Origin of the sequence: Streptomyces sp. ISL-12, from assembly GCF_018614415.1 — a bacterium.
Lineage (GTDB): Bacteria > Actinomycetota > Actinomycetes > Streptomycetales > Streptomycetaceae > Streptomyces.
Map to the genome: position 1 here is coordinate 41,266 of NZ_JAGGOO010000002.1, position 25,755 is coordinate 67,020.

Consider the following 25,755-nt stretch of genomic DNA (forward strand, 5'->3'; position numbering starts at 1 on the left):
CGCTCAGTGCGGCAAGAGCAGCATCACGGCCGTGCCGAGCGCCATCGCCCCGTCGCGCGCGTGCCCGTACGGGTCGCGCGCGGCGGTGCGGTGCGCGTCGTCCGTGGCGGACCGCAGCGCGGGCATCGGACGGGTCAACGACCGTACGCCGCACGCCAGCAGACCCACCGCCAGTACCGCGGTGACCGCGGGCTCCGGCAGCGCGGCGGCCGCGGTGTGGTGCGCGGCCGGTCCGCCCGCGGCCAGGGTCCGGTGGGCGGCGCCGTGCGGGGCGCGCAGCATCCAGGCCATCGCCGCCATGCCGGCCGCGGCCGGCAGCCGGGCGGCGACCGCCGCCACGGTGCCCGCCAGGGGCCGGCGCGGCGTGGTGCCCGCCGGGCGGCGGCGCGGCGCGGACAGCACGAACCACAGTGCGGCGGCAGCGCACACGGCCACGGCGGTGCGGCCGGCCAGCGGGTGGGCGAGGCCCCACGGCATCACCGCCATGCCCCCGGCCATGCCGGCGTGCAGCAGGTGGTCCACCCGGTCGCGGCGTCCTGCGCCCCCGGGGCGCAGGACCTGCCGCAGCGCATGGGCCGACACGAGGGTGAAGAGCACCGTCAGCAGCGCGTGCACGAGGTCGGCCGGTGTCTTCTGCCACACGGTGTGTGCCTTTCCTGGTCCGGGCGGTTCACTGTCCTGACCAGGTGTGCGAGCCATCCGTGACACGGTACGCGCGGACGGTGCGGGCGCCCGATGTCACGGTGTGTCCGCACCGTCTCAGGGGCCGGCCCGGGTTGCCACCGGCCACCGGCACGTCCGTCACCGGCCGCTTGTAGCATGATGCGCACGACGCCCGAAGGGACAATCGATGGACGCTGGCTCCCACTCCGACTCCCTCGACCGAGCGACGGAGGACTTCCTCGCGGCGCGCCCCCAGCTCTTCGGCATCGCCTACCGGGTCCTGGGCAGTGCGGTGGAGGCCGAGGACGTCGTACAGGAGACCTGGCTGCGGTGGCAGCACACGGACCGCGCCAAGGTGAAGGAACCCGCCGCCTTCCTGACCACGGTCGCCACCCGGCTGGCGATCAACCTGGCGCAGTCCGCGCGGGTGCGCCGGGAGTCCTACGTCGGGCCCTGGCTGCCCGATCCGGTGGACACCGTGCAGGACCCGCAGTTGGGCGCGGAGCGGGCCGAGGCGCTGGAGCTGGCGGTGCTGCTGCTCCTGGAGAAGCTCAACCCCGTGGAGCGCACCGCCTATGTGCTGCGGCAGGCGTTCGACTACCCCTACGGGCGGATCGCCGAGATCCTGGAGACCACCGAGGCCAACGCCCGTCAGCTGGTCAGCCGGGGACGCAAGCACCTGGCCGCCGAGCGCAGGGAACGCGTCACACCGGCCGCCCACCGGCGGCTGCTGGAGGTGTTCCTCTCCGCGGCCCGCACGGGCGACCTGTCGGTCCTGGAGGACGTGCTGACCGCCGACGTGGTCAGCTACTCCGACGGCGGCGGCATCCGCGGCGCGTCCAAGATCCCGGTGATCGGCCGCACCCATGTCTCGCGGTACCTGGTGGCGTTCGCCCCGCGCTTCTGGCCGCAGGCGGAGATCCGGTGGGTCGAGGCCAACGGCCTGCCGGCGGTGCTGGTCTCGATGGGCGGCACCGCCGTCGCCCTGCTGTGCCTGGACATCTCGACGGAGGGCATCGACCGGATCATGTGGGTGATGAACCCGGCGAAGCTGACGCCCTACGTGGCCTCCCTGGCGGGCTGACCGGCCGGCGTCACAGGAGCGGGCGCCGGCCGGTCATCCAGTAGTCCGGCCCCGGGCTCGCGCTGATCCGGAGGCGGACCGTACCCAGGCCCCGGGTACGGCGTGGCCGCCGGCGGCGGGACGCCGTACCACGACGACATCGGAGTCACGCCGTGACCGACCGGATACCGCTGCCCGCCCTGTCCACCGAGAAGGACTACGACGGGGACGAGTTCTGGCCCCTCTACACCACCACCGTGACCGTGCACGGCGGCGCGGTCTCGCACGGACGGGCCTCCGGCCGGGCCCGTTCGTCCGACGGCGCCCTGGACCTCGATCTGCGGATGCCCGCCGAGCTGGGCGGCGACGGGCGGGGCACCAACCCCGAGCAGCTGTTCGCGGCTGGTTTCGCGGCCTGCTTCCACGGCGCGCTGAGCCTGCTGGCCCGGCAGGAGGCGCTGGACCCCGCGGCGATCTCCGTGCTGGCCACCGTGGCCTTCGGCCGGGACCCCGGGGACGGCGGCTATCTGCTCCACGTCGACCTGGTGGTGCGCTGGCCGGGGGCCGACCGGGCCCTGGCCACCGCGCTGATGGAGCGGGCGGACGCGCTGTGCCCGTACGCGCGCATGGCCTGGCGGGGCACGCCGACCACCATCACGCTCGCCTCCTGAGCGGCCGGCCGCCGGTCAGGAGGGGAACCACAGGTCGGCGTCGGCGGCTTCCTCCTTGGCGACGGCGAACACGGAGATCGCCTTCTTGGGCCGGCGCTGCCGGGGCAGAGCCGTGACCAAGGGGTGGTCGCCGGGCGGCACGGACGGGCGGAACTCCGCGTTGACGGCCCGGTAGTGCGCCCAGTGGTCCGGCAGGTCGTCCTCGTGGAAGACGGCCTCCACCGGGCAGACGGGCTCGCAGGCGTGGCAGTCGACGCATTCCTCGGGGTTGATGTACAGCGTGCGGGTGCCCTCGTAGATGCAGTCCACGGGGCACTCGGTCACACACGCCCGGTCCTTGATGTCGACGCAGGGCTGTGCGATGACGTACGGCATGGCCTTCCCCTTCCTCGGGTCCTCCGGCTCGCAGAGGTGACCGGAGACACCGTCATGTTGTGACACCTCACACGGTCGCGGTCGCCGCCGCCGCTGTCCGTGTCACAAACCCCCACCCGGTCCTGTCCTATCGGTGACCCACTCAGAGCGACGGGAGCGATCGTGGCCATTACCGAACAACGTCTTGCCACCACTGTGCTGGTCATCGGTACCGGCGGAGCCGGCCTGCGGGCGTCGATCGAGCTGGCCGAGGCCGGCGTCGACGTCATCGCCGTCGGCAAGCGCCCCAAGGAGGACACCCACACCTCCCTGGCGGCCGGCGGGATCAACGCGGCCCTGGCCACGATGGACCCCGAGGACAGCTGGCAGCAGCACGCCGCCGACACGCTCAAGGAGAGCTACCTGCTCGGTGATCCGCGTACCGCCGAGATCGTCACCCGGGGCGCCGCCCTCGGCATCGACGACCTGGAGCGCTACGGCATGGCGTTCGCCCGCGAGCAGGACGGCCGCATCTCACAGCGTTTCTTCGGCGCCCACACCTACCGCCGCACCGCCTTCGCCGGCGACTACACCGGCCTGGAGATCCAGCGCACCCTCATCCGGCGGGCGGTGCAGCTGGACATCCCGGTGCTGGACAGTGTGTACATCACCCGCATCCTGGTGCACGACGGCGCGGTCTTCGGGGCGTACGGCTTCGACCTCACCGACGGCACCCGTCATCTGATCCACGCGGACGCCGTGATCCTCGCGGCGGGCGGTCACACCCGTATCTGGCGCCGCACCTCCTCGCGCCGGGACGAGAACACCGGTGACTCCTTCCGGCTGGCGGTCGAGGCCGGGGCCCGGCTGCGCGACCCCGAGCTGGTGCAGTTCCACCCCTCCGGCATCATCGAGCCGGAGAACGCCGCCGGCACGCTGGTCAGCGAGGCGGCCCGGGGCGAGGGCGGCATCCTGCGCAACGCCCTCGGCGAGCGGTACATGAGCCGCTACGACCCCGAGCGGATGGAGCTGTCCACCCGCGACCGGGTGGCCCTCGCCTCCTACACCGAGATCAAGGAGGGCCGCGGCACCCCCAAGGGCGGGGTCTGGCTCGACGTCTCCCACCTGCCTCGCCGGACCATCATGGAGCGGCTCCCCCGGGTCTACCAGACCCTCCTGGAGCTGCAGATGCTCGACATCACCCGCGACCCGATCGAGGTCGCGCCCACCGCGCACTACTCGATGGGCGGCGTCTGGGTCCGGCCCGAGGACCACGGCACCGACGTGCGCGGTCTGTACGCCATCGGCGAGGCCGCCAGCGGTCTGCACGGCGCCAACCGGCTCGGCGGCAACAGCCTGATCGAACTCCTCGTCTACGGCCGGCTCACCGGCCAGGCCGCCGCCGCCTACGCGGAGTCGCTCACCGCACAGCCCCGCAGCGCGTCCGCGACCCGCGCGGCCCGCGCCGAGGTCGACGAACTGCTCGCCGCCGACGGGCCGGAGAACGTGCGCGCGCTGCAACGCGCCATCCGCGACACCATGACCGAACACGCCGGAGTGGTCCGCGACGAGCAGGGGCTGCGCGCCGGGCTGGCGGAACTGGACCTCATCGAGAAGCGCATGGAGAACGTCGGGGTGCACCCGGACATCGCCGGGTTCCAGGACCTCGCCCACGCCTTCGACCTGAAGTCGGCCGCGCTGGCGGCCCGCGCCACCCTGGAGGCGGCCCTGGAACGCCGGGAGACCCGCGGCTGCCACAACCGCAGCGACTTCCCGGACCTGGACCCGGCCCTCCGCGTCAACCTCGTGTGGTCGCCGGCCACCGGTGTCACCCGCGAGAGCATCCCGGACATCCCGGCCGAGATCGCCGCCCTCATGGCGGACGTCTCCACCGAGGGCAAGCTCGTCGAGTGACGGTGTAACACAAACCCCGCCTACCCGGTCTTCTCCAGTACAGACAGCATCACACCACCCCGAAAGGATTCCCACCATGAAGGTCGTAGTGATCGGTGGCACCGGACTGATCGGCTCCAAGCTGGTCGCCAAGCTCAACGAGCACGGTCACGAGGCGGTCCCGGCCGCCCCCAACACCGGCGTGAACACGCTCACCGGCGAGGGTCTGGCCGAGGTGCTGACCGGCGCCTCGGTCGTGGTCGACGTCTCCAACTCGCCCTCCTTCGCGGACGACGCCGTCATGGAGTTCTTCCGCACCTCGACCACCAACCTGCTGAAGGCGGAGGCGGAGGCGGGCGTCACCCACCACGTGGCGCTCTCCGTGGTCGGCACCGAGCGGCTCCAGGAGAGCGGCTACTTCCGTGCCAAGCAGGCGCAGGAGGAGCTGATCAAGGACTCGGGCATCCCGTTCTCCATCGTGCACGCCACGCAGTTCTTCGAGTTCATGAAGGGCATCGCCGACGCGGCCACCGACGGTGACACCGTCCGCCTGGCCCCGGTCAAGATCCGGCCGGTCTTCTCCGACGACGTGGCCGCCACCGTGGGCCGCACCGCCGTCGGCACCCCGGTGGGCGGTGTGGTGGAGGTCGCCGGTCCGGACGTGTTCCAGCTCGACGAGCTGATCGGCAAGGGCCTGGCCGCCAAGAACGACCCGCGCAAGGTGGTGACCGACGTGCACGCGCCGTACTTCGGCGCGGAGCTGACGGAGACCACGCTGCTGCCCGGACCGGACGCGCACATCGCGGAGACCCGGTTCACCGACTGGCTGGCGCAGCAGCAGCACTGAGCCGCCGGGGGGCGAGCCCTGTGAGGGGGGCCCGTCACCCGTGCGTGGGGCCTGTCGTCCGCGGCGCGGTACGGCAGGCCCCTTTTTTTCTCATCCCGGCCCACCTCCTTTCCCACCCCGGCCCACCTCGTCACCGACGGGCACCATCGTCCGAGGAAGCGAAGCGAATGACCATGTCCCTCCATCACGATCAGGCCGTCTCCCCCGGCTTCCGTACGTACCCGGGCCTGACCGGCGCGTACACCATCGACCCGGTGCACAGCATGATCGGCTTCTCCGTGCGGCACGCCATGATCTCCACCATCCGCGGCCGGTTCGACCGCTTCGAGGGCCTGCTCCTGCTCAACGGCTCCCACCCCGCCCGGTCCGAGGCGTACGTCAGTGTGCAGACCGACAGTGTGAACACCGGGGTCAAGGAGCGCGACGGCCATCTGGCGGGCCCGGCCTTCTTCGACTCCGCGACGTTCCCGCTGATGAGCTTCCGCTCCACCGGTGTCCGCCCGCTCGGTGACGACACGTTCTGGCTCGCGGGCGCGCTGCGCGTCAAGGACGTCGAACTGCCCCTGGACATCGACGTCGCCTTCGGTGGCGCCGGCGACGACGCCCACGGGCGGCACCGGGTCGGTTTCGAGGGCTCGGCCACCCTGCGGCGTTCGGACTGGGGGCTGGCCTGGAACACGCCACTGGAGACCGGCGGGGTCCTCGTCGGTGACAAGGTGACGCTGACCCTGGACGTCTCGGCGGTCCGCGCCGACCGGGAGTCCGGCGCCTGACCGGCGGCCGGCGCGTGTGGGGCGGGGGTGGTTCCGGTGCCGGAACCACCCCCGCCCCACACGCGGCCGTGCTCACGCGGCCGTCATCGTCCGGGCCGGGCCGAGTGCCGTACGCCGGCGCAGGGCGCGGCGCTCGCCTTCGGTCGTACCGCCCCAGATGCCCTCGACGGGCCCCGCTTCGACGGCCCAGGCCAGGCACCGCTCGGCCACCGGGCACTGCCGGCAGACCGCCTTCGCCTCGTCCGTCTGCACGGCCGACAGGCCGCTGTCGGCACTGCCGACCGGGAAGAAGAGATCAGGGTCCTCGCGCAGGCACAGGCCCCGGTCACGCCAGTCCATGGAACACCTCCGGTGTGGGAAACGGACACTGTGGGGGGGTATCCGGGAAGACCGGACGGTCGACGTGGGTGTGACACGAAAGACGACGGCAAAAGGTGCCAATCGATGGTGTGGTGAATCCGTCGAGAAAGTCGGCGCGCACCTGTTACGAACCGTCCGGCCCCTCGGTCTTCTGGGACGGAGGTGACCGCGCCACCCCACCGCTGACACCGGTCCCGCCCGCCGGCCGCCTCCGTTAACACGTTGGCAACACAGAAACGGAGACCCAAGGACCATGCATCCAGAGGCGTCCACCGTGGGAGGCGACCTGAGCGAGGCCGTCTCCGTCTTCGTAGAGCTACGGCCCCGTCTCTTCGGCATCGCCTACCGCATGCTGGGCAGTGCGGCGGAGGCCGAGGACGTGGTCCAGGAGGTGTGGCTGCGCTGGCAGCGCACCGACCGGTCCGTCGTGGTCAGTCCCGTGGCGTTCCTGTCCAGCGCCACCACCCGGCTGGCCATCAACGTGGCCCAGTCGGCCCGGGTCCGGCGCGAGACCTACATCGGTCCGTGGCTGCCCGAGCCGATCGACACCAGCAACGACCCGCAGGCCGGCGCCGAACGCGCCGAGGCGCTCGAACTGGCCCTGCTGCTGGTGCTGGAGAAGCTCCCGCCGACCGAGCGCGCCGCGTACGTGCTGCGGGAGGCGTTCGACTACGGCTACCCCGAGATCGCGCGCATCCTGGGACTCAGCCCCGTCAACGTACGGAAGATCGTCAGCCGGGCGCGCAGACACCTCACCGACGACCAGCGCGACAGCGTCGACGCCGTCGAGCACCGCAAGCTGCTCGACGCCTTCGTGGCCGCCGCCCGGCGCGGGGACACCGCCTCGCTGGAGGAACTGCTCACGCCGGACGCGGTCAGCCTGTCCGACGGCAACGGCATGCGGGGCGCGGCCCGGGTGCCCGTGCTGGGCCGGGTCCGGGTGGCGAACCTGTCCACCGCATACCCGCGGTTCTGGCCCACGGTCGAGGTGGAGCCGGTGGTGGCCAACGGGCGTGGCGGTGTGGTCCTGCACCGGGACGGACGGCCCGCCACCTTCATGACCGTCGCGGCCACCCGCCGGGGCATCCACCAGGTGATGTGGGTCTTCGAGCCGGGCAAGCTCGCCGCCTACCTGGCCACCCGTCAGGGGCGGTTCCAGGAACGCAGTTTGTCGGGATTGAGGACCACCCAGACCTGGACGACGCGGGAGCCGGCCACGTCGAGGGTGACGACCGCGGCGACCGTCTCCTCGTAGCGGGCCACCAGGCCGGTGCCGCCGTTGACGGGGCAGGCCCGCAAGGTGGTGCGCGGATGCCCGGCGAGCAGGGTCAGCAGGCTCCGGGCGACCCGCTCGCGGCCGGTGACGGGGCCGGTCAGGGCGCGGACCTTGCCGCCGCCGTCGAAGAACGCGGTGACGTCGTCGGCCAGCAGGGCGGCCAGCCGCCCGGTGTCCTCGTCGGCGCACGCCTGCCGCAGGGCGTGCGCGATCTCGTGCTGCCGGCGCGGCGGGGCCGGGCGGGCGGTGCGGGCGCGCAGGCTGTGCCGGGCCCGGTCCACCGGGTCCGGGCGGGCCGCGCGGTCGCCGGCGGCCGGTGCCCCGAAGACGTCGTTGAGCACGAACGCCGCCCGTTCGGCCGGGGACAGGGTCTCCAGCGCCCGCAGCAGCGCCCGGTCGGCCGCGTCCCGCAGCCCGGCGTACGGCTGCTCGCGCGGCGGCGCGGGCTCCGGCGGGTCCGGGCGGCCGGTGCCGGGCGGGGCCAGCCGGGCCAGCGCGAGGCCGCCCACCACCCGCGTCAGCCAGGCCCGGGGCGCCCGTATCCGCGCCCGCTGCCGCTCGGAGAGCCGGTACCACTGGCGGTACGCCTCGTCGGTGACGCGCTCGGCCGCGACCCGGCTGCCCAGCATCCACCGGGCGACCTCCACCAGGTGCCGCCGCTCGTCGAGCAGCTCCGCGAGAGGCACGGTGTCACCGACGGGTTCCATACCGCCTCCTTCCGTTCCGGAACGGCCCTCCGGCCTCTCCCGGCCGCCGCGGTGGCGTACCGCCACAGCACCCGCACCTGAAACACTGTCACACAGTCACGTCGTACCTGGTCACACTTAATGGCAATTCAGTGTGTCGTGTGCGCGGGCCGCCCCTTCGCGGTCTCCCTTACCCCGGGCGTCCGGCCGCACACGCGTCTTTCCGAAGGGAATCAGTATGCGCACCATGTTGCGTGCCGCGGCGGTCGGGGCCGCGGTCACCGGGCTCTCGCTCGTCCCGGGCGCCGCCCAGGCGACCCCCGGCGGCCCCGGCGTCACCGGGACGGTGCTGGCCCAGTGGTCCGAGGCCGGCCGGGACTACGTCCTGCGCGAGATCACCATCCCGCCGGGCCAGGCGACCGGCTGGCACTACCACGACGGCACTCTGTACGCCTACGTCCGGCAGGGGACGCTGAGCCACTTCGACGCCACCTGCGCCTCGGACGGCGTGTACAAGAAGGGCAGCTTCCTGAAGGAGCCGGCGGGCGCGGACCACGTGCACATCGGCCAGAACCGGGGCGCGGACAACGTCGTCCTGGAGGTCCTCTACGTCCTGCCGCACGGCGCCCCGTTCTCCGAGGACGCCCCCGACCCGGGCTGCGAACTGCCGTAACCAGGCGGTGCCGGACGGCTGTCACAGGCTCCCCCACTGCGCGGTCAATGCGGTGTCAACGGCTTGCGGCGGTGTCCGCCCGGGCCCCGCAGCGAAGGAGGAGGAGCATGGCAGGGACACCCGTCGGCCGATGCGTCCGGGCGGCCACCGCCCGGACCGTCGCCGCACGTCAGACGCCCGTCCGCGGGCTTCCGGAGCGAGGGGAGGAGGGCCGGGAGGATGCCGCGCAGCACTGACCGGCCGACCGATCCCGCCGCCGCCACCGCGTCGCTCGCCGCGGAGGCCGCCCTGCTCGAAGGGCGGCTGACCCTGCTCCGCGAGGCGATCGACACAGTGGACGCCCGGATCGACGCGGTCTCCGAGACCCTCAGCCGGCTGCGCCGCTCGGTGGCCGCGCCCACCGACGGTGCGGCGTCCCCGGACGAGGAGCCGGCCACACGTCGTCCATAACAGTGTGTTCCGCACACGGCCCACACCGGTCCGTCCCCGCCCGGTGTGGGCCGCCGCATATGATGTCCGGGTAGCATCCCCCGGTGCCGGGCCAGGATGACGGAACCGGCACATCGGGCGGTTCTGTCCGGACAAGGGTTGAGGACGAGAGGAACGCATGGTCTCCGTGACCCCGACGGCTCGCGACATCGAGAACACCGCCGAGAGCCTCCAGGAGGACCTGGCCCGGCTGGAGATCCAGCGGCAGGCGCTGGAGAGAGAGCTCGCCGCGGTCACCGCGCACCTCGACTCCGTGCAGCGGGCGCTGGCCGCCCTGCAGGCGCTGCTGCCCGGCACCTCCCCGTCCGCGGTCCCCGCACCCGCGGCGGTGCCGGCACCCCCGGTGGATCCGGCGCCCGAGGCGGCCGCCGAGGACGCCGGCGGCCGGTCCGCGGCCGGCCCCGCCGACTCCGGTCCCGTCCCCGCCCCCGAACCCGCCGCCACCCCGTCGCCCGCCGCCACCGCCGCTACTGCTTCTTCCGCTTCCGCCTCCGCTTTCTCCGCTTCAGCCGAAGCCGGGAAGTCGTACGGCAAGCTCACGGAGCAGATCCTGGCGTACTTCGCGGAGAACGCGGGCACCGACGTCCGCGCCCGCGATGTCGCGTCCGCGCTGGGACGCGACACCGACAGCGGCAGCATCAACGCCGTCCGCAGCACGCTCGACCGGCTGGTCGGCAGCTCCCGGGTGCGTCGGGTCGGGCGCGGTCTGTACCGCGCGGTCAAGCAGTGAGCCGGTCCTCGCGCACCGGGGACTCCTCCGCGCGACGTGGTTCGCCGTGCGAGACGAAAGCCTCCCTCGGGTGCTGCACCGAGGCCAGGGAGACGATGTCCCGGCCGTAGAGGGCGGCGGTCACCCACACGGCGAACACCCGTGCCTTGCGCTCCCAGCTCGGTATCGCCAGCACGTGATAGCCGCGGTGCGTCAGCCAGGCCGGGAACCCCTTGATGACCAGGGACCGGTACTGGAAGATGCCACGGCCCATCCCCAGCGTGGCCACCACACCCAGGCTGCGGTGCCGGTACTCCTTGACGGGCCGGCCGCGCAGCGCCGCCACGATGTTCTTCGCCAGCAGTTTGCCCTGCCGGACGGCGTGCTGGGCGTTGGGCACGGTACGGGCGCCCGGCCGGCCGGCCGCGAGGTCGGGCACCGAGGCGTCGTCGCCGGCCGCCCAGACGTCCGCCACCACCCCGGTGTCCGCACTGACCCGCAGGTCCGCGCGTACGGTGAGCAGGCCGCGTTCGTCGACCGGCAGGTCGGTGTGGTTGTGCACGATCGGGTTGGCGGCGTTGCCCGCCGCCCACACCAGCAGGCCCGAGTCGTACGCGGTGCCGTCCGACAGCCGGACGTGGCCGTTCTCCGCCGACACCAGCTGGGTGTTCAGGTGCACCCGGGCCCCCCGCTTCTCCAGTGACCGCACCACCCACGCGCCGGGCCGGTCGGTGACCTCGGGCAGGATCCGGCCCCGCGCCTCGACCAGGTGGAAGGCCGGCTCCTCGGGGCCGATCTCCGGATACTGCTTGAGCAGCGCGGTCGCCAGGCTCAGCAGCTCGCCGAAGCCCTCCACGCCGGAGAAGCCGCCGCCGACGACGGTGACGGTGAGCAGCCGCGCGCGTTCGGGGCCGGGCGGCAGGGTCGCCGCGCGGTCGAACGAGGTGAGGAGGCGGTCGCGGATCGCGACCGCCTCCTCGACGTGCTTCAGTCCGTACGCGTGGTCGTGCAGCCCCGGGATGGGGAAGGTGCGGGTGACCGCGCCCGCCGTCACCACCAGCACGTCGTAGGGGAGGTCGAACGACGGCCCGGACTCCGGGCGGACGGTGACGGTGCGCGCGCTGTTGCGAATCTCCGTCACCGAGCCCGCGATCAGCCGGGTACGGCGCAGATGGCGCCGCAGCGAGACCGCGGCGTGCCGGGCCTCCACCGATCCGGCGACCACCTCGGGCAGGAACGGCTGGTACGTCATGTACGGACGGGGGTCGACCACGGTGACCCGTGCCTCCCCCCGGCGCACCTTCTTCTCCAGGCCCCACGCGGTGTAGAAACCCGCGTAACCGCCACCCACGATCAAGATCTCACGCACGGTGTCCTCTGTTCTCTTGGCTTCACCCTCCTAGACCGGTCGGTGCCACTCGGTGTGACATGGGGGTGTCAGTGCCCGCTGTGCGCGCGAGAGCCGACGGTCACGTCGTTCTCGTAGACCAGCGACGTGCGGTGGCCGTACTGGATGGTGTACATCTTCTTCGCGCCGAAGACGACCTTGGTGGCGGCCGACGGGAAGTAGTCGGTGGTCCGCCGGGGGACGGGGGTGGCCACGTACGCCTGACCGGCCGGCACGGTGTACATGCTCAACGGCGCCTGGGTGGACGGCGAGAGACCGGCGGGGATCTCGGCGGCGTCCGGGTAGCTGGTGCCGTAGACCGGCACCGGGCCGGTGCCGGCCGGCGTGACGATCGTGGCGTCGCGGGCCGGTACGGTGTTGCGGCCGTGCGGGTTGTGGAACCACACCTTGGTGCCGCTGAACCAGATCGCGGTCCAGTCTCCCTCGCGGCCCGCGACGACGAACTGCTGGCCGGCCTGGGCGGTGCTGCCCCAGTCGTTGATGCGGGTGGTGCCGGGCTCCGAGGGGTGCAGGGCCTGGTCGCCGAAGAGGGGCGCGGACGCCCGGGGCGCGGTGCGCAGGTAAACGAAGTTCGACGCCCGGGTCGTGTCGGTGCACTCGGTGGTGGCGCCGGTCGGGTCGTCGGACGGGCAGATCCGCACGGTGTTCCGATTGTGGGTGAAGCCGGGTGCGATGGTCACGGCGGTGCCGACGCCGCCGACGCCGTGCGCGCCCCGGACCGGGACGCCGAGCAGGTCCATGAAGTGCTCCCAGTCCCAGTACGGGCCCGGGTCCCAGTGCACGCCGGACACCAGCGCGGAGTTGGGTCCGACGACGTTGTCGTGGCCGACGATGTGCCGGCGGTCGAGCGGGATGTCGAACCGTGCGGCCAGGTACTTCACCAGCTCGGCCGTCGCCTGGTACTGGGTCTCGGTGTACCAGGTGGCGCCGTGCGCGGCGAACGCCTCGTGCTCGATGCCCACCGAGTGCATGTTGGCGACGTAGTTGCCCGCGTGGAAGGCGAGGTTCTCGGTGGGCACCATCTGGGTCACCGCGGCGTCCGAGGAGCGGATCACGTAGTGCGCCGAGGCCGTGCCCGCGAGCTGGGCGTTGGCGATGGCGGACGCGTAGGACCCCTCGGTGTCGTGGATGACGATCTGGTCGATGACGGTGCCGTTGGCCGGGCGGTCGGCGACCTGCCCGTTCGACGGGTGGGCCGGCACGAACGCGCAGTCCAGGGTGGCCGGGCACTCGGTGCCGGCGTCCGTCCCGGTGGGCAGGTCCAGCGCGTCCAACTGCGCGGGGGCCGGTGTGACGGCGGAGTCGGCGGCGAGCCGGACCCGCTGTCCGTCGGAGGTCTCGCGGGCGGCGCCGTGGCGCATCGTGGCGAAGACCCGGCCCGCGTAGGCGGCGGCGCCGCGCCGGTCGGTCGCCTGGCCGTAGCGGGCGACCGCCGCGTACCAGTCCTCCGGGTCGTCGGACAGCGGACCGTCGAGCTGCCTCTGGTACGACGCCAGCAGCGCCGCCCCGCCGCGGATGTTGGCGGCCGGGTCCGCGCGCAGTTCGGCGGCGGACAGGCCGGTCAGCCCGGCCGCGTCGCGCAGGGTGTGGCGGGCCTTGTCCCGGGCGAGCGCGCGCGCCTCCGCGCGGCCGGCCATGCCCGCCGCCCCGCCGGTCAGCATGCCGGTGGTGACGTCGGTCAGATGCATGGGGCCGTAACCGCCGGAGGCGCTGTGCTCACCCTGGTGCGTCTCCCAGGCCGACTGCTGGTAGGCCACGGCCATCAGCACCTCCCGGGGGACGTGGTAGTCCTCGGCCGCCTCGGTGAACATCCGTTGCAGAGCGGTGTCCTGGGCCGGGGTGTCCTGGGTCGCCTGGGCCACCACGGGGACGGTTATCGCCCCCGCCACCACCAGGGCCGCCGCACCGAGCACGAGGGGCCGTCGGCGCAGGGCACGCCTGCGGTGGGAAGGTGTCTTGTCTGTCAATTGAAGTCCCACTGTCGAAAGAGTCGGTTGACGTCACCGTCAAAGGGTGTGAGGCAGGCCGACGGAGGGCGGCCGCGAGCGGTCCACGGCCGCCAATTCCGGTGGGCGCGCCGGGAGTTCACACCGTTGCACACTGAACGTACCAGACGCCTGCCGGTACCGAGGTGCGGTACGGATCAACCGGTGTTCAGGCGCCCTGGTGCGCGCTCCAGTGCTTCTCCAGGATGTAGGCGACCTCCGCGGGCCGTTGCAGCGGCGGCCAGTGGTTGCAGTCCATCTCGATCACCGTCGAGGCGTGCAGGGAGGTGCCGAGCCGGCGCCCGAACTCGATCTGGCAGGCCGGGTCGAGGGCACCCCAGAAGACCAGGCACGGCGCCGGGACGGCGGACAGCCCCGCCTCCCACTCCGCGCCCATGGTGACCGCGGACCGGTACAGCTTGAGGATGGCGTCCTTCATCGGCTCGTCCACCCGGCCCACCGTCTCCTCGGCCAGGTGCGCGGGCACGTCGAAGCCGGCCGCGAGGTCCTGGGCGAAGGACTCCAGGCGCAGTTCTCTCATGAAGCGGTCGCCCTCGACCGGGTCCTGCCAGATCTTGGCCAACGGATGCCAGACATACCCGGCGTTGACCGGCCCGTTGCCGCCGGCCCAGGTGCGGACCAGGTCGGGACGGAGGCAGGCGACGCGGAGGCTGAGGATGCAGCCCCAGTCGTGACCGACCAGGTCCACCGGCTCACCGACCCGCTCCAGCCGCTCGATCAGCCAGTCGACGTACTCCTCCTTGGTGGAGCCGAAACCGGCCGGGCGCGGGGCGCCGAAGCCGGGCAGGTCCCAGGCTTCCACGTCGGTCCGGGTCAGGTGCCGGCGTACGCCGTCCCACACATGGTGGGTGTCGGGGACGCCGTGGATCAGGATCGCGGGCATGTCTGTGCACTCCTTCATCGGAGGTGGCGCCTCGTACGTGGGCGCGGCACCGCATCTTGTCACACTGTGTTGCACCGACGGTCCGGCCCGTGGGGCTGCCGACGGGCGCGCGGTCGTACCGGGCACGGTGCGAGAGCAACCACGCGCCCTGCCCGGATGTCACATGATCCGTGCGTGTCCGGTCTGCTCTGCGGAGGGCACCGCGGCCGACAGTGCTGGTGGCGATGTGGTGTCCCGGGAGAGGAAGGACCACTCGATGGGCGAGACCGGTGGCGCGGTACCGATCGCGGAGCTGCTCGACGAGCGACGGCATCTGCTCGACGTGGCCCACTGGATGCTGGGCACCGCCCCCGGGGCGGAGGACGCCGTGACCGAGACCTACCGGCGGTGGTACGCCCTGACCGACGCCCGCCGGGCGGCCGTCGCCGAGCCGCGCGCCTGGCTGACCAGGACCACCGGCATCATCTGCCTGGCCCGGCTCGCCCGGCCCGGACGCGCTTCGCCCGGGCGCCTTTCGCCCGAGCACCTTTCGCCGGGACACCCTTCGCCCGGACTCCCCTCGTCGCGGCGTCCCTCCCCCGCGCGTACGGGGTCCGCGCGCACGGGGTCCGCGGCGGCCGGCGGCGGGGCGGGCCGGCCGGCCCGCCCGCCCGATCCGGCTTTGACCGAGGAGATCAGCGGCGTCCTGCTCGACGCCCTGGCCACGCTCTCCCCGGCGGAACGGGCCGCGTTCGTCCTCAACGATGTCTTCGCCATGCCGCCCCGGGCGGTGGCCGGCATCGTGGGGCGGTCACCGCGCGCGTGCGCCGAACTCGCCGACCGGGCCCGGCACAGCCTGCGGGCCGGCCGCGCCCGCCCCACGGCGGACCGGGAGCACGACAGTGTCGTCCGGGCCGTCCGGCGGGCGTGTGCCACGGCCGACACCACCGGGCTGGCGGCCCTGCTGGCGCCGGACGCCACCGCCCTCTTCGACGGCGGCGGCAAGGTCCGTGCCCTGACCCGCCCGGTGCGCGGAAAACACCATGTGACCCGTACTCTCCTCACCCTCCTCGCGCTCCGTCCGCGCACCACCCTCCACCTGCGCCGGGCCAACGGCCGCACCGCGATCGTGGTGCGCCACCGCGCCCGGACCGCCGCCGTCATCAGCTTCGACGTCTCCGGTCACCAGGTCACCGAGGTCTGGGCCGTGCTCAACCCCGACAAGCTGCGGGCCTGGAACCGCTCCCGCTTCCCCGTCGACGAGCGCGGCCCGCGGGACGGCTGAGCGGGCCCGGACCGGTTCCACCCGTTACGCTCTGCCCACAAGAGTGGCAACAATTGACGGACACGTTTTCACCCGTCCATCACTGTGTCTTCCTCGTGGGAACAGGAGGGGCTGGGACAGGAAGCGGCGACGATGAGAGGGAAACATGGTTCCGGCATCTCGCGCAGCACGCACCATCGAGAGCACCGCTGAGCGCCTCCAGGAGGATCTCAGCCGCCTGGAGTGGCAGAAGCGGGCGCTGGAACGGGAGCTGGCCGCCGTCCTCGCCCATCTGACCTCCGTGCAGCGGGCCCTGAGCGCCCTCGAAGCGGTACTGGAGGAACCGTCCGACACGGTGCGGCAGGAACCGACGGGCGCGGCACGGGAGGAACAGCCGGGCACGGAGCGTGCGTACGGCCGGCTGACCGAGCAGATCCTGCACTGCCTCGCGCAGGCCGGTGACACCGATGTGCGCGCCCGTGACGTGGCGGTGGCACTCGGCCGACCCACCGACAGCGGCAGTGTCAACGCGATCCGCAGCACGCTGGACCGGCTCGTCGGTGCCTCCCGGGTCCGCCGTACCGGCCGGGGCCTCTACCGTGCCCAGCGTCCCTGAAGAGGCGGCGTCCGGCGGGCTGATGGCCCCGAACGCCGGCTCGCGGGGGATCGAGCGAACGTCCGGGGCCGCAGCACCCGCTCGGCTCTGGAGAACGGGTGCGACAACGTCGACTCTACCGCAGGTTGACACTCTTTGAAGTCACCGTGGCGACGCGCACCCGACTCCCGTAACAATGTTGTGTCGAGTGTGCGGCCGACTCGGTCGGACCACGCCCACAACGGACCATACTGGTGGATGTGAACGATCCGCACGAGCGCCCGTCCCCGCCCCCGCCGGCGGAGGTCGCCGCGCCGCTCCGGCCGGCCCCGCCGACGCACCCGCCCGCGCAGCCGGGTGACAGTGTGGACGTCATGCTGCGGCAGTGGGAGGGGCCGCTGCCCGGGGTGGACGTGTCGTCGAGCGCGGTGCTGGCGCGGCTGCTGCGCGCGGCCCGGCTGGCCGAGGAACTGTTCGTGGAGCGGCTGCGCCGCCAGCCCGGTCCGGCCCTCACCAACGTCGGGGACTTCGACCTGCTGCGGACGCTGCGCCTGGCGGCCCCCGGCAACGCGCTCACGCCGGGGCAGCTGATGCGTTCCCTCGTCATCTCGTCGGCCGGCCTCAGTGGGCGGCTCAACCGGCTGGAGCGGGACGGCTGGATCGTGCGGACCGCCTCCCCGGACGACCGCAGGCGCTCCCTGGTCACCCTCACTCAGCAGGGCCGGCGGGAGTTCGACCGCCGTCTGGAGAGCCACCTGGCCGTGGAGCGTCAACTGCTGTCCGTGCTCAGTCCCGAGGAGCGCGGCGCCGTAGTGACCGCGCTGCGCAAGCTGCTGCTCGCGCTGGAGACGGCCGAGTGAGCGGCCGGCCCGGTACCGCGGGGCCCGCGCGGTACCGGGGCGGTCACCCGGAAGCCACCAGGACCAGACCGACGCCCAGGGCGATCACCGCCGTCCCCAGTGCCGCCAGCGCCACCCCGGCGAACCGGCGCAGCCGGGCGTAGCGCTGGGTGTGCAGGGCCTCCACCATCGCGATCTGGTCGGTCAGGTGCTCGGTGATGGTGCGGGACACCCCGAGCTGTTCCTCCACGTACCACCATTCGATGTCGGCCCGCTGTCCCTCGCTCAGTCCGGGCACCCGGGCGGCGAACCGCGCGGCGCGGTGGTGGGCGGCCCGGCGATGGGAATCCCAGTACAGATAGTTCTGTATGTCCGTCAGGCCGCGTTCGGCCTCGTCCTTCGGATCCATTGGTGAACTCCCCGGTCGAAACTCGCACCATCGTATCTCTCGCTCGCGAGAGAGGCACACGGTGGCATCTATGCTGTGTTTCCATGTGAGGCATTCCGTAACAGTGTGATCACTTGTGCCGTCCTGACTTGATGTGCCGGCGCCCCGGCCGGATCATCGGGCAGTGTGAAGCACTCATCTCGGCCATCGGCCCTGTCGCCCGGCACCCACTCGATCACCGTTCCGCACGGCCCCGCCCGCGTCGAACAGCGCTACCACGTCGCCGGTTCGGGACCGGTCTGCGTCGCGCACTCCGGCGGCCCGGGCATCGGCTGGGAGTATCTGCGCATGGCCGGGCTGGAGGACCACCTGACCATGGTCTACGTCGAACCGGTGGGCACCGGCCGGTCCGGGCGGCTGCCCGATCCACGCGAGTACACCGTGGCCACGTACGCGGGTCTGCTGCACCACCTGGTCGAGCACCTGGAGCTGCCGCACGTCACCCTCCTCGGCCACTCGCACGGTGGTTTCGTCGCCCAGCGGTACGCCCTCGACCACCCCGGCCGGCTCGCCGCCCTCGTGCTGTACGACACCTCGCCGGTCGCTGACGGGGAGTTCTGGTCGGCGGCGGTCGCGGGCATGGAGCGGTTCGTGGCGCGGCATGCGGCCGACCATCCGGAGGTGACCGATTACGTCACCGCCCTCAACACCCGTCTGGACCTGATGCCCGACACCGGCGCCACCGCCGTGCTGCGGCAGATCATGCCGGCCTACGTCTTCGACTACTGGGGCCGGGAGGCGGAGTTCGCGCCCGCCCGCCGGTCGCTGCGGATGTACGCGGAGCCCAACGGGGGGCAGGGCGCCCCCTTCGACGTCCGCGCCGAGCTGCCCGCCATCACCGCACCGGCACTCGTGCTGGCCGGACAGCAGGACTTCATCTGCGGACCGCGCTGGGCCCGCCTGCTGGCCGAGTCACTGCCCGCCGCCGACCTCACGCTGCTGACCGACACCGGCCACCTCGCACACGTCGAACGCTCCGCCCGGTTCACCACCGAAGTCCTGTCGTTCCTGCGCGCACACGGTGTGCTGGAAGGAGGCGCCTGACCCCGAGCCGCCCCCGGGGGTGTCACAAGTGACGCCACTGTCCGGTCAGTTGGACGAAGACCCGGAAGCTGGCACACGTTCCACCCAACCAAAAATACGCATCTTATCTACCAGTTTGGAGTCAGTATGCTCTCCAGCGAGTCGGCACGGATCGTCCGCACCACACTGCCGGCCGTGGGCGCCTCCCTCAGCACCATCACCGAGCTGTTCTACCGCCGGATGTTCGAGGAGCGTCCCGATCTGCTGCGCGACCTGTTCAACCGCGCCAACCAGGCGAGCGGCGCCCAGCGGGAGGCGCTCGCCGGAGCCGTCGCCGCCTTCGCCACCGCCCTCGTGGACCATCCCGACCAGCGGCCCGACGCGGTCCTGGGCCGCATCGCGAACAAACACGCCTCCCTCGGCATCACCTCCGACCAGTACACGCTGGTCGCCCGCCACTTGCTCGGAGCCGTCGCGGAGGTGCTCGGCGACGCGGTGACCCCGGCGGTGGCGGCCGCCTGGGACGAGGTCTACTGGCTGATGGCCAACGCCCTCATCGCCATGGAGGCCCGCCTGTACGCCCAGGCGCGGATCGAGGACGGCGCCGTCTGGCGGACGATGGAGATCGCCGAGCGCCACGAGGAGACCCCGGACGCCGTCTCCCTCGTCCTGCGGCCCGCCGACGGGTCGCCCACCGAGCCGTTCGTCCCCGGCCAGTACGTCAGCGTCCGCGCCGAGCTGCCCGACGGGGCCCACCAGATACGCCAGTACAGCCTGTCCACCGCGCCCGGCCGCAAGACCTGGCGCATCACCGTCAAGCGCGAGCGCTCCGCCGACGGCCGGGTCCCCGAGGGGGAGGTGTCCTCCTGGCTGCACACGCACGCCCGCCCCGGGGACGTCCTGGAGGTCTCCCTGCCCTTCGGTGACCTGCTGCTCCCCGAGGGCGACGGCCCGCTGCTGCTCGCCTCGGCGGGCATCGGCGTCACCCCGATGCTGGCCATGCTGGAGCACCTGGCCGCCGTCTCGCCCGACCGGCCGGTGACCGTCGTCCACGCGGACCGCTCCCCGGTCCACCACGCCCACCGGCTCGAACTCACCGAGCTGGTCGGGCGGCTGCGCAACTCCTCGCTGCACGTGTGGTACGAGGACACCGACCACCCGGACGCCACCGGGGACCACGTCAACGAGGGCTGGGCCGACATCACCCGGCTCTCCCCCGACGCCGGCACCACGGCGTTCCTGTGCGGTCCGCTGTCCTTCATGAAGGCCGTCCGCACCGATCTGCTCGCCCACGGGCTCAGCCCCAGGGACATCCACTACGAGGTGTTCGGCCCGGACCTCTGGCTCAGCAAGTAACGGCCCCGAAGCGCCGCTCGGCCGGTCCGGACGCCGCCGGCTCCGGCGCCCGGACCGGCCGGCCCGAACACTCCAGAAGGGTGAGGAGAACAGTGTCTTCGCAGACACGGAGTGACGTTCCCCGCGAGGTGCGCGGAATCCCGCCGCACGCGGAGGGACCCCTGCGCGCCGACGCCGAACGCAACCGCCGGCGCATCATCGCGACGGCCCGCCGACTCTTCGCCCGGGAGGGACTCGGGGTCTCCCTGACCTCCGTCGCCCGGGAAGCCGGCGTCGGCAATGCCACCCTGTTCCGCCGGTTCGCCAGCAGGGAGGACCTCATCGACGCGGTGTTCACCGACCGTGTGGACGCCCATCTCGCCGCGGTCGCCGCCGCGCTGGACGAGACCGACCCGTGGCAGGGGTTCACCGGCTACGTCCAGTCCCTCTGCGCCCTGCAGGCCGCCGACCCGGGCTTCATCGAGGTCCTGACCCTGGCCTTCCCCGCGGGAGACCTGGAGCGGCGACGCGCCGAGGCCGCTGACGGCGCCCTGCGGATCATCTCCCGCGCCCAGGAATCCGGTCACCTGCGGGCGGACTTCCACGACCTCGACCTGTCCCTGCTGCTGATGGCCAACGCCGGCGTCGCCGACGCGGCCGGCGACACGCTGCCGGGGGCTTCGCGCCGCCTGGTGGCCGAACTGCTGCGCGCCTGGGCCGCCCCGGGCACCCCCGTCCCCCCACTGCCCGAAGCCCCGCCGCGCACCGCGCTCCACCACGCGATGGTCCGTCTCATCCGCACACGTCCGGTCTGAGTCCTGAACACCGCGGGCACTTGCCGCACCCACCGCAAGGACGTGCGACAGAAGAACCGACGGCACGACCCAGCTGAACGATCTCGGTCAGCCGAGGAAGCTCAGCCGAACCTTGCGGTCGGGGTTGTCCACGTTCGTGTCGACCAGGCACACAGACTGCCAAGTCCCCAGTTCCAGCCGTCCGTCGATCACCGGCAGGGTCGCGTGTGGGGGCACGAGGGCGGGGAGGACGTGGTCGCGGCCGTGGCCGGAGGTGCCGTGGCGGTGTTGCCAGCGGTCGTCGGCGGGGAGGAGGGTGTGCAGGGCGGCGAGGAGGTCGTCGTCGCTGCCCGCGCCCGTCTCGATGACGGCGATGCCGGCCGTGGCGTGCGGGACGAAGACGTTGAGGAGACCGTCGCGGCCGGCCGCGGCCTCGCGCAGGAAGCTCTCGCAGTCGCCGGTGATGTCGAGGACCCGCTCCGAGGAGCCGGTGGTGAGGTGCAGGATCCGGGTGGTGAACGCTTCTGGCATGGGTCCCATCCTGACGTACGCGGCCGGTTGCGGCGGCGGGGTGCGCCCGTCGGTGGGAAGATCCGGTCCGGCCGCGCTGTTGGCAGTGCTGTGAACCGCGTACACGAGACCGAGGTCGTCGTCATCGGCGCCGGGCAGGCCGGGCTGTCCGCCGCCTACCACCTGCGGCGCACCGGGCTCGAACCGGAGCGTGACTTCGTAGTGCTGGACCACTCCCCCGGCCCGGGCGGGGCCTGGCAGTTCCGCTGGCCGACGCTGACGTACGGCAAAGTGCACGGGATGCACTCGCTGCCGGGCATGGAGCTGACCGGCGCCGATCCCGGGCGGCCGTCCGCGGAGGTCGTCGCGGAGTACTTCACGACGTACGAGCGTGAGTTCGATCTGCGGGTGCGGCGGCCCGTCGACGTCCGTGCGGTGCGTGAGGGGCCGGGTGGGCGGCTGCTCGTCGGGACGTCGGACGGGGACTGGTCGGCGCGCGCGCTGATCAACGCGACCGGCACCTGGGACCGGCCCTTCTGGCCGCGCTACCCGGGGCAGGAGACGTTCCGGGGGCGGCAGTTGCACACGGCGGGGTACGCCGGCCCTGAGGAGTTCGCCGGGCAGCGGGTGGTCGTGGTGGGCGGGGGCGCCTCGGGCACCCAGCACCTGCTGGAGATCGCTCCGTACGCGGCCGCCACCACGTGGGTGACCAGGCGTCCGCCCGTGTTCCGGGAGGGGCCCTTCGACGAGGACGCGGGGCGGGCCGCCGTCGCGCTCGTGGAGGAGCGGGTGCGGCAGGGACTGCCGCCGAAGAGCGTCGTGTCCGTGACCGGGCTGCCGCTGAACGACGCGGTCCGGGCCGGTCTCGACTCGGGCGTGCTGGACCGGCAGCCCATGTTCGACCGGATCACACCCGACGGGGTGGCGTGGGCGGACGGGCGACAGGTGTCCGCCGACGTCATCCTGTGGGCGACCGGCTTCCGGGCGGCCGTGGACCATCTGGCGCCGCTGCGGCTGCGGGAGCCGGGCGGCGGCATCCGCGTCGAGGGCACCCGCGCGGTCGCCGACCCCCGGATCCACCTCGTCGGCTACGGGCCGTCGGCCAGCACCGTCGGCGCCAACCGGGCCGGACGCGCGGCCGTGCGGGACATCAGGCGGCTGCTGGCCGGGCAGGAACGCCTGGCCGCCTGACGCCCCGCGGGGCCGCCTCGGCCTCACGTCCTGGCGGGGGCCGTCCCGGGTGAGGATTTCTGGTGAGAGGCACCCTTGGACGGGGCTTCGCGCCGGTTCTCGTTGAACTCGGCGACGTTGCGCTGGTGCTCCTCGTGATCGGCGGTGAACCGCGTGTCGCCGGGCTTGACGGTGACGAAGTAGAGCCAGTCCCCCGGCGTCGGATTGATCGCGGCACGCATCGCGGCACTCCCGGGATTGGCGATGGGCGTCGGCGGCAGCCCCATGCGCTGGTACGAGTTGTAGGGGCTGTCGATCTTCGTGTCGTCCTCGGTGGTGTTCAGGGTGGAGCGGTTCAGCGCGTACTTCAGGGTGGAGTCCATCTGCAGCGGCATCCCGCGCTCCAGGCGGTTGAAGACCACCCGGGCGACCTTGCCCATGTCGGCCTCGGTGGCGGCCTCGGCCTGCACGATGCTCGCGATGGTGACCGCCTGGTAGACGTTCATGGCGTTGCGCTCGGCACCCGCCGCGACCGGAGCGCCGTTGAACTCGCGGTTCGCCGCGTCCACCATCGCCCGCAGCAGTTTCTCGGGGGTGGTCTTGTCGTCGAGCGGATACGTCGCCGGGAAGAGGTACCCCTCGGGGTTGCCCTCCGCGTCGGCGGGCAGCTTCAGGCGGGCCTTGCCCAGGGACTTCCCGGTGGTCCCGGCCGGCAGGGCGAGGGCCTTGTCCACGGCCTCGTACACCTGGGAGGCGCGTCGGCCCTCGGGGATCACCAGGGCTTCGGGGCGGGCGTCCTCCTCTTCGCCCAGCGTCAGCAGCGGCACCGCCACAGCGGCGCCGGCGACGACGGCTCCGGTCGCGATCAGGGCGATCCGGCCCCGGCGCGTCAGTCGAATCGTGCTCCTCGTGCTCCGTGACGGAGTGTTCATCTGCATGCGGGCACGGTAACCCCCGGAACATCACAAACCAGACACACCGGGCATATTTTCATCTTGTCGGTACCTGTCGTGCGTCCCGGCGGACGAGAGCCGCGTACCGGCCGTCCCGCTCCAGCAGTTCCTCGTGGGTGCCCCGCTCGGCCAGGCGCCCGGAGGCGAGGACGGCGATCTGGTCGGCGTCCCGGACGGTGGACAGGCGGTGTGCGATGGTGATCGTGGTGCGGTCCGCGGACAGGGCGTCCACCGCCTGCTGCACGGCGGCCTCGGTGCGCGTGTCCAGGGCGCTGGTCGCCTCGTCGAGGATGAGCACGGGCGGGTCGCGCAGGATCGTGCGGGCGATGGCCAGACGCTGCTTCTCGCCGCCGGAGAAGCGGTGGCCGCGCTCCCCCACCACGGTGTCGTAGCCGTCGGGCAGCGCGGCGATGTGGTCGTGGATCTGCGCGGCCTTCGCCGCCTCCGCCAGTTCCTCGTCGGTGGCGTCCGGCTTGGCGAAGCGCAGGTTGTCGGCGACGGAGGCGTGGAAGAGGTACGTCTCCTGCGAGACGACGCCGACCGCGCGGGCGAGGGTGTCAAAGTCGAGGTCACGCACGTCGACCCCGTCGAGGGTGACCCGGCCGCCGGTGACGTCGTAGAGCCGCGGCACCAGGTAGCCGAGGGTGGACTTGCCGGCGCCGGTCGGGCCGACCACGGCGAGACTGCCGCCCGCCGGGACGGTGATGTCGATGCCGTCGAGGACCGGTCCGCCCTTGTCGTCGTAGCGGAACTCGACGTTCTCGAAGCGGACCTCGCCCTTGATCTGGTCGAGGTGGACGGGGTTCTCGCGTTCGGTGATGTCGACGGGCAGGTCGAGGTACTCGAAGATGCGCTGGAACAGGGCGAGCGAGGTCTGGATCTGGACGCCGGTCGACAGCAGGCTGACCGCCGGGCGGAACAGGCCCTGCTGGAGTGTGACGAAGGCGACGATCGTACCGATGGAGACGTCCGGACCGCCGAGCTTCAGGGCCATGCCCGCGGCCCAGTAGATGACGGCGGGCAGCGCGGCCATGACGACGGTGATGACGGCCATGCGCCAACGGCCCGCCATGTTCGACCGCACCTCCAGGTCGACCAGCTGCTCGGACTCGTCGGCGAAGGAGCGGGTGAGCGAGTCGGAGCGGCCCATGGTGCGGCCCAGCAGGATGCCACTGACCGAGAGCGACTCGGTCACCGTGGCGGCCATCGCGGCCATCTGCTTCTGGCGCTGGGTAGTGATCTTCTTGCGCTCGTTGCCGACCCGGCGGCTGATCCACACGAAGACGGGGAGGAGCAGCAGGGAGACGACGGTCAGGCGCCAGTCGAGGGCGATCATCGCGACGATGGTGGCGACGACGCTGGTGGCGTTGGAGACCAGGGAGGTGGCGGTGGAGGTCACGGTGGCCTGCATGCCGCCGATGTCGTTGGCGATGCGGGACTGGACCTCGCCGGTGCGGGTGCGGGTGAAGAAAGCGAGCGACATGCGCTGGAGGCGGCCGTAGACGGCGGTGCGCAGATCGTGCATGACGCGCTGGCCGACGGTCGTGGAGATCAGCGTCTGGAGCACGCCGAAGACGCTGGTGAGGACGGCGCCGAGGATCATGCCCAGGGCGAGCAGGCTCAGCAGGCCGGTGCGGCCCTGGGGGATGGCGACGTCCAGGATCTCCCTGAGCAGGAACGGGGTGGCGACCGAGACCAGCGACGCGGCGCCGACGAGTGCGCCGACGACCGCGAGACGGCCTCGGTAGGGGCGGAAGAGTCTCAGGATGCGCCGCACCTGCCGGGGCTGTTCCTGCGCGCCGGCGGGAGGGGTCCAGGAGAGGTCGTGGTCGGGTTTCATGGGCTCCTTTCGGAGGTTGTCCGGACGGGCGGCCCGGGGGGTGTCCGGGGCGGTCGGTCGTCCGGCTCGCGGGCTGGGCGGGGGCGAGCGGCACCCGGGGTGCGGCGCCCGCTGTACGGGCCCGCGGTCGACGGTGCCGGACGGTCTTCAGCGGTTGTTCGGGCCTACGGCGGCACAGGGCTGCCGATGACCGGCGGCGGCCATCACCAGCCCCGGTCCGCGCAGGCCTCCCTCGGTGATGCACCGCGCCC

27 protein-coding genes are annotated in these 25,755 nt (G+C 72.5%); 16 read left to right on the top strand and 11 right to left on the bottom strand.

Annotated elements, in window-relative coordinates:
* Positions 1-3: 3 nt before the first annotated feature.
* A complete protein-coding gene (locus J7I94_RS00260; protein ID WP_215164359.1) occupies positions 4-642 on the bottom strand; it encodes a DUF5134 domain-containing protein in 639 nt (212 codons plus the stop codon).
* Between the two features lie 208 nt (positions 643-850).
* On the opposite strand from J7I94_RS00260, the gene J7I94_RS00265 reads away from it, so the two are divergent.
* Positions 851-1,747 carry an RNA polymerase sigma-70 factor gene (locus J7I94_RS00265; RefSeq protein WP_215164360.1) on the top strand — a complete coding sequence of 299 codons (897 nt, stop codon included), beginning with the start codon at positions 851-853 and terminating at the stop codon, positions 1,745-1,747.
* 152 nt (positions 1,748-1,899) lie between these two features.
* Positions 1,900-2,397, top strand: a complete 498-nt coding sequence (locus J7I94_RS00270; RefSeq protein ID WP_215164361.1) for an Ohr family peroxiredoxin — start codon at positions 1,900-1,902, stop codon at positions 2,395-2,397.
* 15 nt (positions 2,398-2,412) lie between these two features.
* Here J7I94_RS00270 and fdxA read toward each other — a convergent pair whose 3' ends face one another.
* Complete coding sequence (gene fdxA, locus J7I94_RS00275; RefSeq protein ID WP_215164362.1) at positions 2,413-2,772, bottom strand: ferredoxin; 360 nt, start codon at positions 2,770-2,772, stop codon at positions 2,413-2,415.
* Between the two features lie 162 nt (positions 2,773-2,934).
* On the opposite strand from fdxA, the gene J7I94_RS00280 reads away from it, so the two are divergent.
* The 3 genes from J7I94_RS00280 to J7I94_RS00290 all read left to right on the top strand — a co-directional run bounded on the left by J7I94_RS00280 (position 2,935) and on the right by J7I94_RS00290 (position 6,264).
* On the top strand, positions 2,935-4,665 hold the full coding sequence (locus J7I94_RS00280; protein WP_215164363.1) for an L-aspartate oxidase: 1,731 nt from the start codon (positions 2,935-2,937) through the stop codon (positions 4,663-4,665).
* Positions 4,666-4,741: 76 nt separating this feature from the next.
* Entirely contained in the window at positions 4,742-5,491 is a 750-nt protein-coding gene (locus J7I94_RS00285) for an SDR family oxidoreductase (protein WP_215164364.1), read from the top strand.
* Between the two features lie 167 nt (positions 5,492-5,658).
* Complete coding sequence (locus J7I94_RS00290; RefSeq protein ID WP_251074430.1) at positions 5,659-6,264, top strand: YceI family protein; 606 nt, start codon at positions 5,659-5,661, stop codon at positions 6,262-6,264.
* Positions 6,265-6,336: 72 nt separating this feature from the next.
* On the opposite strand, the gene J7I94_RS00295 is transcribed toward J7I94_RS00290, so the two are convergent.
* Complete coding sequence (locus J7I94_RS00295; RefSeq protein WP_215164365.1) at positions 6,337-6,603, bottom strand: WhiB family transcriptional regulator; 267 nt, start codon at positions 6,601-6,603, stop codon at positions 6,337-6,339.
* A gap of 274 nt (positions 6,604-6,877) precedes the next feature.
* Here J7I94_RS00295 and J7I94_RS00300 point away from each other — a divergent pair, with 274 nt between their 5' ends.
* A complete protein-coding gene (locus J7I94_RS00300; protein WP_215164366.1) occupies positions 6,878-7,879 on the top strand; it encodes an RNA polymerase sigma-70 factor in 1,002 nt (333 codons plus the stop codon).
* Here the strand turns inward: J7I94_RS00300 and J7I94_RS00305 are convergent.
* Entirely contained in the window at positions 7,768-8,607 is an 840-nt protein-coding gene (locus tag J7I94_RS00305) for a sigma factor (protein ID WP_215164367.1), read from the bottom strand. The genes J7I94_RS00300 and J7I94_RS00305 overlap by 112 nt on opposite strands.
* Positions 8,608-8,824: 217 nt before the next feature.
* Between J7I94_RS00305 and J7I94_RS00310 the strand changes: the two genes are divergently transcribed.
* The 3 genes from J7I94_RS00310 to J7I94_RS00320 all read left to right on the top strand — a co-directional run bounded on the left by J7I94_RS00310 (position 8,825) and on the right by J7I94_RS00320 (position 10,478).
* Positions 8,825-9,259, top strand: a complete 435-nt coding sequence (locus J7I94_RS00310; protein ID WP_215164368.1) for a cupin domain-containing protein — start codon at positions 8,825-8,827, stop codon at positions 9,257-9,259.
* 219 nt (positions 9,260-9,478) lie between these two features.
* Positions 9,479-9,709, top strand: coding sequence for a hypothetical protein (locus J7I94_RS00315; RefSeq protein WP_215164405.1), 231 nt, complete (start codon positions 9,479-9,481; stop codon positions 9,707-9,709).
* A 157-nt stretch (positions 9,710-9,866) separates the two neighbouring features.
* On the top strand, positions 9,867-10,478 hold the full coding sequence (locus J7I94_RS00320; protein ID WP_215164369.1) for a hypothetical protein: 612 nt from the start codon (positions 9,867-9,869) through the stop codon (positions 10,476-10,478).
* Here the strand turns inward: J7I94_RS00320 and J7I94_RS00325 are convergent.
* From J7I94_RS00325 to J7I94_RS00335, 3 genes are all read right to left on the bottom strand, one after another.
* On the bottom strand, positions 10,468-11,826 hold the full coding sequence (locus J7I94_RS00325; RefSeq protein WP_215164370.1) for an FAD-dependent oxidoreductase: 1,359 nt from the start codon (positions 11,824-11,826) through the stop codon (positions 10,468-10,470). The genes J7I94_RS00320 and J7I94_RS00325 overlap by 11 nt on opposite strands.
* 68 nt (positions 11,827-11,894) lie before the next feature.
* Entirely contained in the window at positions 11,895-13,832 is a 1,938-nt protein-coding gene (locus tag J7I94_RS00330; protein WP_251074431.1) for an N-acetylmuramoyl-L-alanine amidase, read from the bottom strand.
* 187 nt (positions 13,833-14,019) lie between these two features.
* Positions 14,020-14,754 carry an alpha/beta fold hydrolase gene (locus tag J7I94_RS00335; protein ID WP_215164371.1) on the bottom strand — a complete coding sequence of 245 codons (735 nt, stop codon included), beginning with the start codon at positions 14,752-14,754 and terminating at the stop codon, positions 14,020-14,022.
* Positions 14,755-15,010: 256 nt separating this feature from the next.
* On the opposite strand from J7I94_RS00335, the gene J7I94_RS00340 reads away from it, so the two are divergent.
* The 3 genes from J7I94_RS00340 (at position 15,011) to J7I94_RS00350 (ending at position 17,452) form a co-directional block, all read left to right on the top strand.
* On the top strand, positions 15,011-16,018 hold the full coding sequence (locus J7I94_RS00340) for a sigma factor-like helix-turn-helix DNA-binding protein (protein ID WP_215164372.1): 1,008 nt from the start codon (positions 15,011-15,013) through the stop codon (positions 16,016-16,018).
* Positions 16,019-16,163: 145 nt separating this feature from the next.
* Positions 16,164-16,613, top strand: a complete 450-nt coding sequence (locus J7I94_RS00345) for a hypothetical protein (RefSeq protein WP_215164373.1) — start codon at positions 16,164-16,166, stop codon at positions 16,611-16,613.
* Between the two features lie 239 nt (positions 16,614-16,852).
* A complete protein-coding gene (locus J7I94_RS00350) occupies positions 16,853-17,452 on the top strand; it encodes a MarR family winged helix-turn-helix transcriptional regulator (RefSeq protein WP_215164374.1) in 600 nt (199 codons plus the stop codon).
* 43 nt (positions 17,453-17,495) lie between these two features.
* Here the strand turns inward: J7I94_RS00350 and J7I94_RS00355 are convergent, their stop codons facing one another.
* The gene (locus J7I94_RS00355; protein WP_215164375.1) at positions 17,496-17,840 is read right to left on the bottom strand and encodes a hypothetical protein; all 345 of its coding nucleotides are present in this window, start codon (positions 17,838-17,840) and stop codon (positions 17,496-17,498) included.
* 165 nt (positions 17,841-18,005) lie between these two features.
* Between J7I94_RS00355 and J7I94_RS00360 the strand changes: the two genes are divergently transcribed.
* The 3 genes from J7I94_RS00360 to J7I94_RS00370 all read left to right on the top strand — a co-directional run bounded on the left by J7I94_RS00360 (position 18,006) and on the right by J7I94_RS00370 (position 21,052).
* Positions 18,006-18,923 (top strand): alpha/beta fold hydrolase, encoded by a 918-nt coding sequence (locus J7I94_RS00360; RefSeq protein ID WP_215164376.1) that lies wholly within the window; start codon positions 18,006-18,008, stop codon positions 18,921-18,923.
* Positions 18,924-19,049: 126 nt separating this feature from the next.
* Complete coding sequence (locus tag J7I94_RS00365) at positions 19,050-20,258, top strand: globin domain-containing protein (RefSeq protein WP_215164377.1); 1,209 nt, start codon at positions 19,050-19,052, stop codon at positions 20,256-20,258.
* Positions 20,259-20,350: 92 nt separating this feature from the next.
* A complete protein-coding gene (locus J7I94_RS00370; RefSeq protein WP_308114464.1) occupies positions 20,351-21,052 on the top strand; it encodes a helix-turn-helix domain-containing protein in 702 nt (233 codons plus the stop codon).
* 87 nt (positions 21,053-21,139) lie between these two features.
* On the opposite strand, the gene J7I94_RS00375 is transcribed toward J7I94_RS00370, so the two are convergent.
* Positions 21,140-21,562: a secondary thiamine-phosphate synthase enzyme YjbQ gene (locus J7I94_RS00375; protein ID WP_215164378.1), complete on the bottom strand. Its 423-nt coding sequence runs from the start codon at positions 21,560-21,562 to the stop codon at positions 21,140-21,142.
* 90 nt (positions 21,563-21,652) lie between these two features.
* Here J7I94_RS00375 and J7I94_RS00380 point away from each other — a divergent pair, with 90 nt between their 5' ends.
* Entirely contained in the window at positions 21,653-22,732 is a 1,080-nt protein-coding gene (locus tag J7I94_RS00380) for an NAD(P)-binding domain-containing protein (RefSeq protein WP_215164379.1), read from the top strand.
* 23 nt (positions 22,733-22,755) lie between these two features.
* Here J7I94_RS00380 and mltG read toward each other — a convergent pair whose 3' ends face one another.
* Both mltG and J7I94_RS00390 read right to left on the bottom strand, forming a co-directional pair.
* Positions 22,756-23,649, bottom strand: coding sequence for an endolytic transglycosylase MltG (gene mltG, locus J7I94_RS00385; RefSeq protein WP_215164380.1), 894 nt, complete (start codon positions 23,647-23,649; stop codon positions 22,756-22,758).
* A gap of 52 nt (positions 23,650-23,701) precedes the next feature.
* On the bottom strand, positions 23,702-25,504 hold the full coding sequence (locus tag J7I94_RS00390; protein ID WP_215164381.1) for an ABC transporter ATP-binding protein: 1,803 nt from the start codon (positions 25,502-25,504) through the stop codon (positions 23,702-23,704).
* Positions 25,505-25,755: the final 251 nt, after the last annotated feature.

Bases quoted from the DNA above. Each gene is read 5' to 3' on its own strand.
- J7I94_RS00265 (WP_215164360.1), top strand. From the start codon at position 851: ATGGACGCTGGCTCCCACTCCGACTCCCTCGACCGAGCGACGGAGGAC.
- fdxA (WP_215164362.1), bottom strand. From the start codon at position 2,772: ATGCCGTACGTCATCGCACAGCCCTGCGTCGACATCAAGGACCGGGCG.
- J7I94_RS00285 (WP_215164364.1), top strand. From the start codon at position 4,742: ATGAAGGTCGTAGTGATCGGTGGCACCGGACTGATCGGCTCCAAGCTG.
- J7I94_RS00290 (WP_251074430.1), top strand. From the start codon at position 5,659: ATGACCATGTCCCTCCATCACGATCAGGCCGTCTCCCCCGGCTTCCGT.
- J7I94_RS00295 (WP_215164365.1), bottom strand. From the start codon at position 6,603: ATGGACTGGCGTGACCGGGGCCTGTGCCTGCGCGAGGACCCTGATCTC.
- J7I94_RS00300 (WP_215164366.1), top strand. From the start codon at position 6,878: ATGCATCCAGAGGCGTCCACCGTGGGAGGCGACCTGAGCGAGGCCGTC.
- J7I94_RS00305 (WP_215164367.1), bottom strand. From the start codon at position 8,607: ATGGAACCCGTCGGTGACACCGTGCCTCTCGCGGAGCTGCTCGACGAG.
- J7I94_RS00310 (WP_215164368.1), top strand. From the start codon at position 8,825: ATGCGCACCATGTTGCGTGCCGCGGCGGTCGGGGCCGCGGTCACCGGG.
- J7I94_RS00315 (WP_215164405.1), top strand. From the start codon at position 9,479: ATGCCGCGCAGCACTGACCGGCCGACCGATCCCGCCGCCGCCACCGCG.
- J7I94_RS00320 (WP_215164369.1), top strand. From the start codon at position 9,867: ATGGTCTCCGTGACCCCGACGGCTCGCGACATCGAGAACACCGCCGAG.
- J7I94_RS00335 (WP_215164371.1), bottom strand. From the start codon at position 14,754: ATGCCCGCGATCCTGATCCACGGCGTCCCCGACACCCACCATGTGTGG.
- J7I94_RS00340 (WP_215164372.1), top strand. From the start codon at position 15,011: ATGGGCGAGACCGGTGGCGCGGTACCGATCGCGGAGCTGCTCGACGAG.
- J7I94_RS00345 (WP_215164373.1), top strand. From the start codon at position 16,164: ATGGTTCCGGCATCTCGCGCAGCACGCACCATCGAGAGCACCGCTGAG.
- J7I94_RS00355 (WP_215164375.1), bottom strand. From the start codon at position 17,840: ATGGATCCGAAGGACGAGGCCGAACGCGGCCTGACGGACATACAGAAC.
- J7I94_RS00365 (WP_215164377.1), top strand. From the start codon at position 19,050: ATGCTCTCCAGCGAGTCGGCACGGATCGTCCGCACCACACTGCCGGCC.
- J7I94_RS00375 (WP_215164378.1), bottom strand. From the start codon at position 21,562: ATGCCAGAAGCGTTCACCACCCGGATCCTGCACCTCACCACCGGCTCC.
- mltG (WP_215164380.1), bottom strand. From the start codon at position 23,649: ATGCAGATGAACACTCCGTCACGGAGCACGAGGAGCACGATTCGACTG.
- J7I94_RS00390 (WP_215164381.1), bottom strand. From the start codon at position 25,504: ATGAAACCCGACCACGACCTCTCCTGGACCCCTCCCGCCGGCGCGCAG.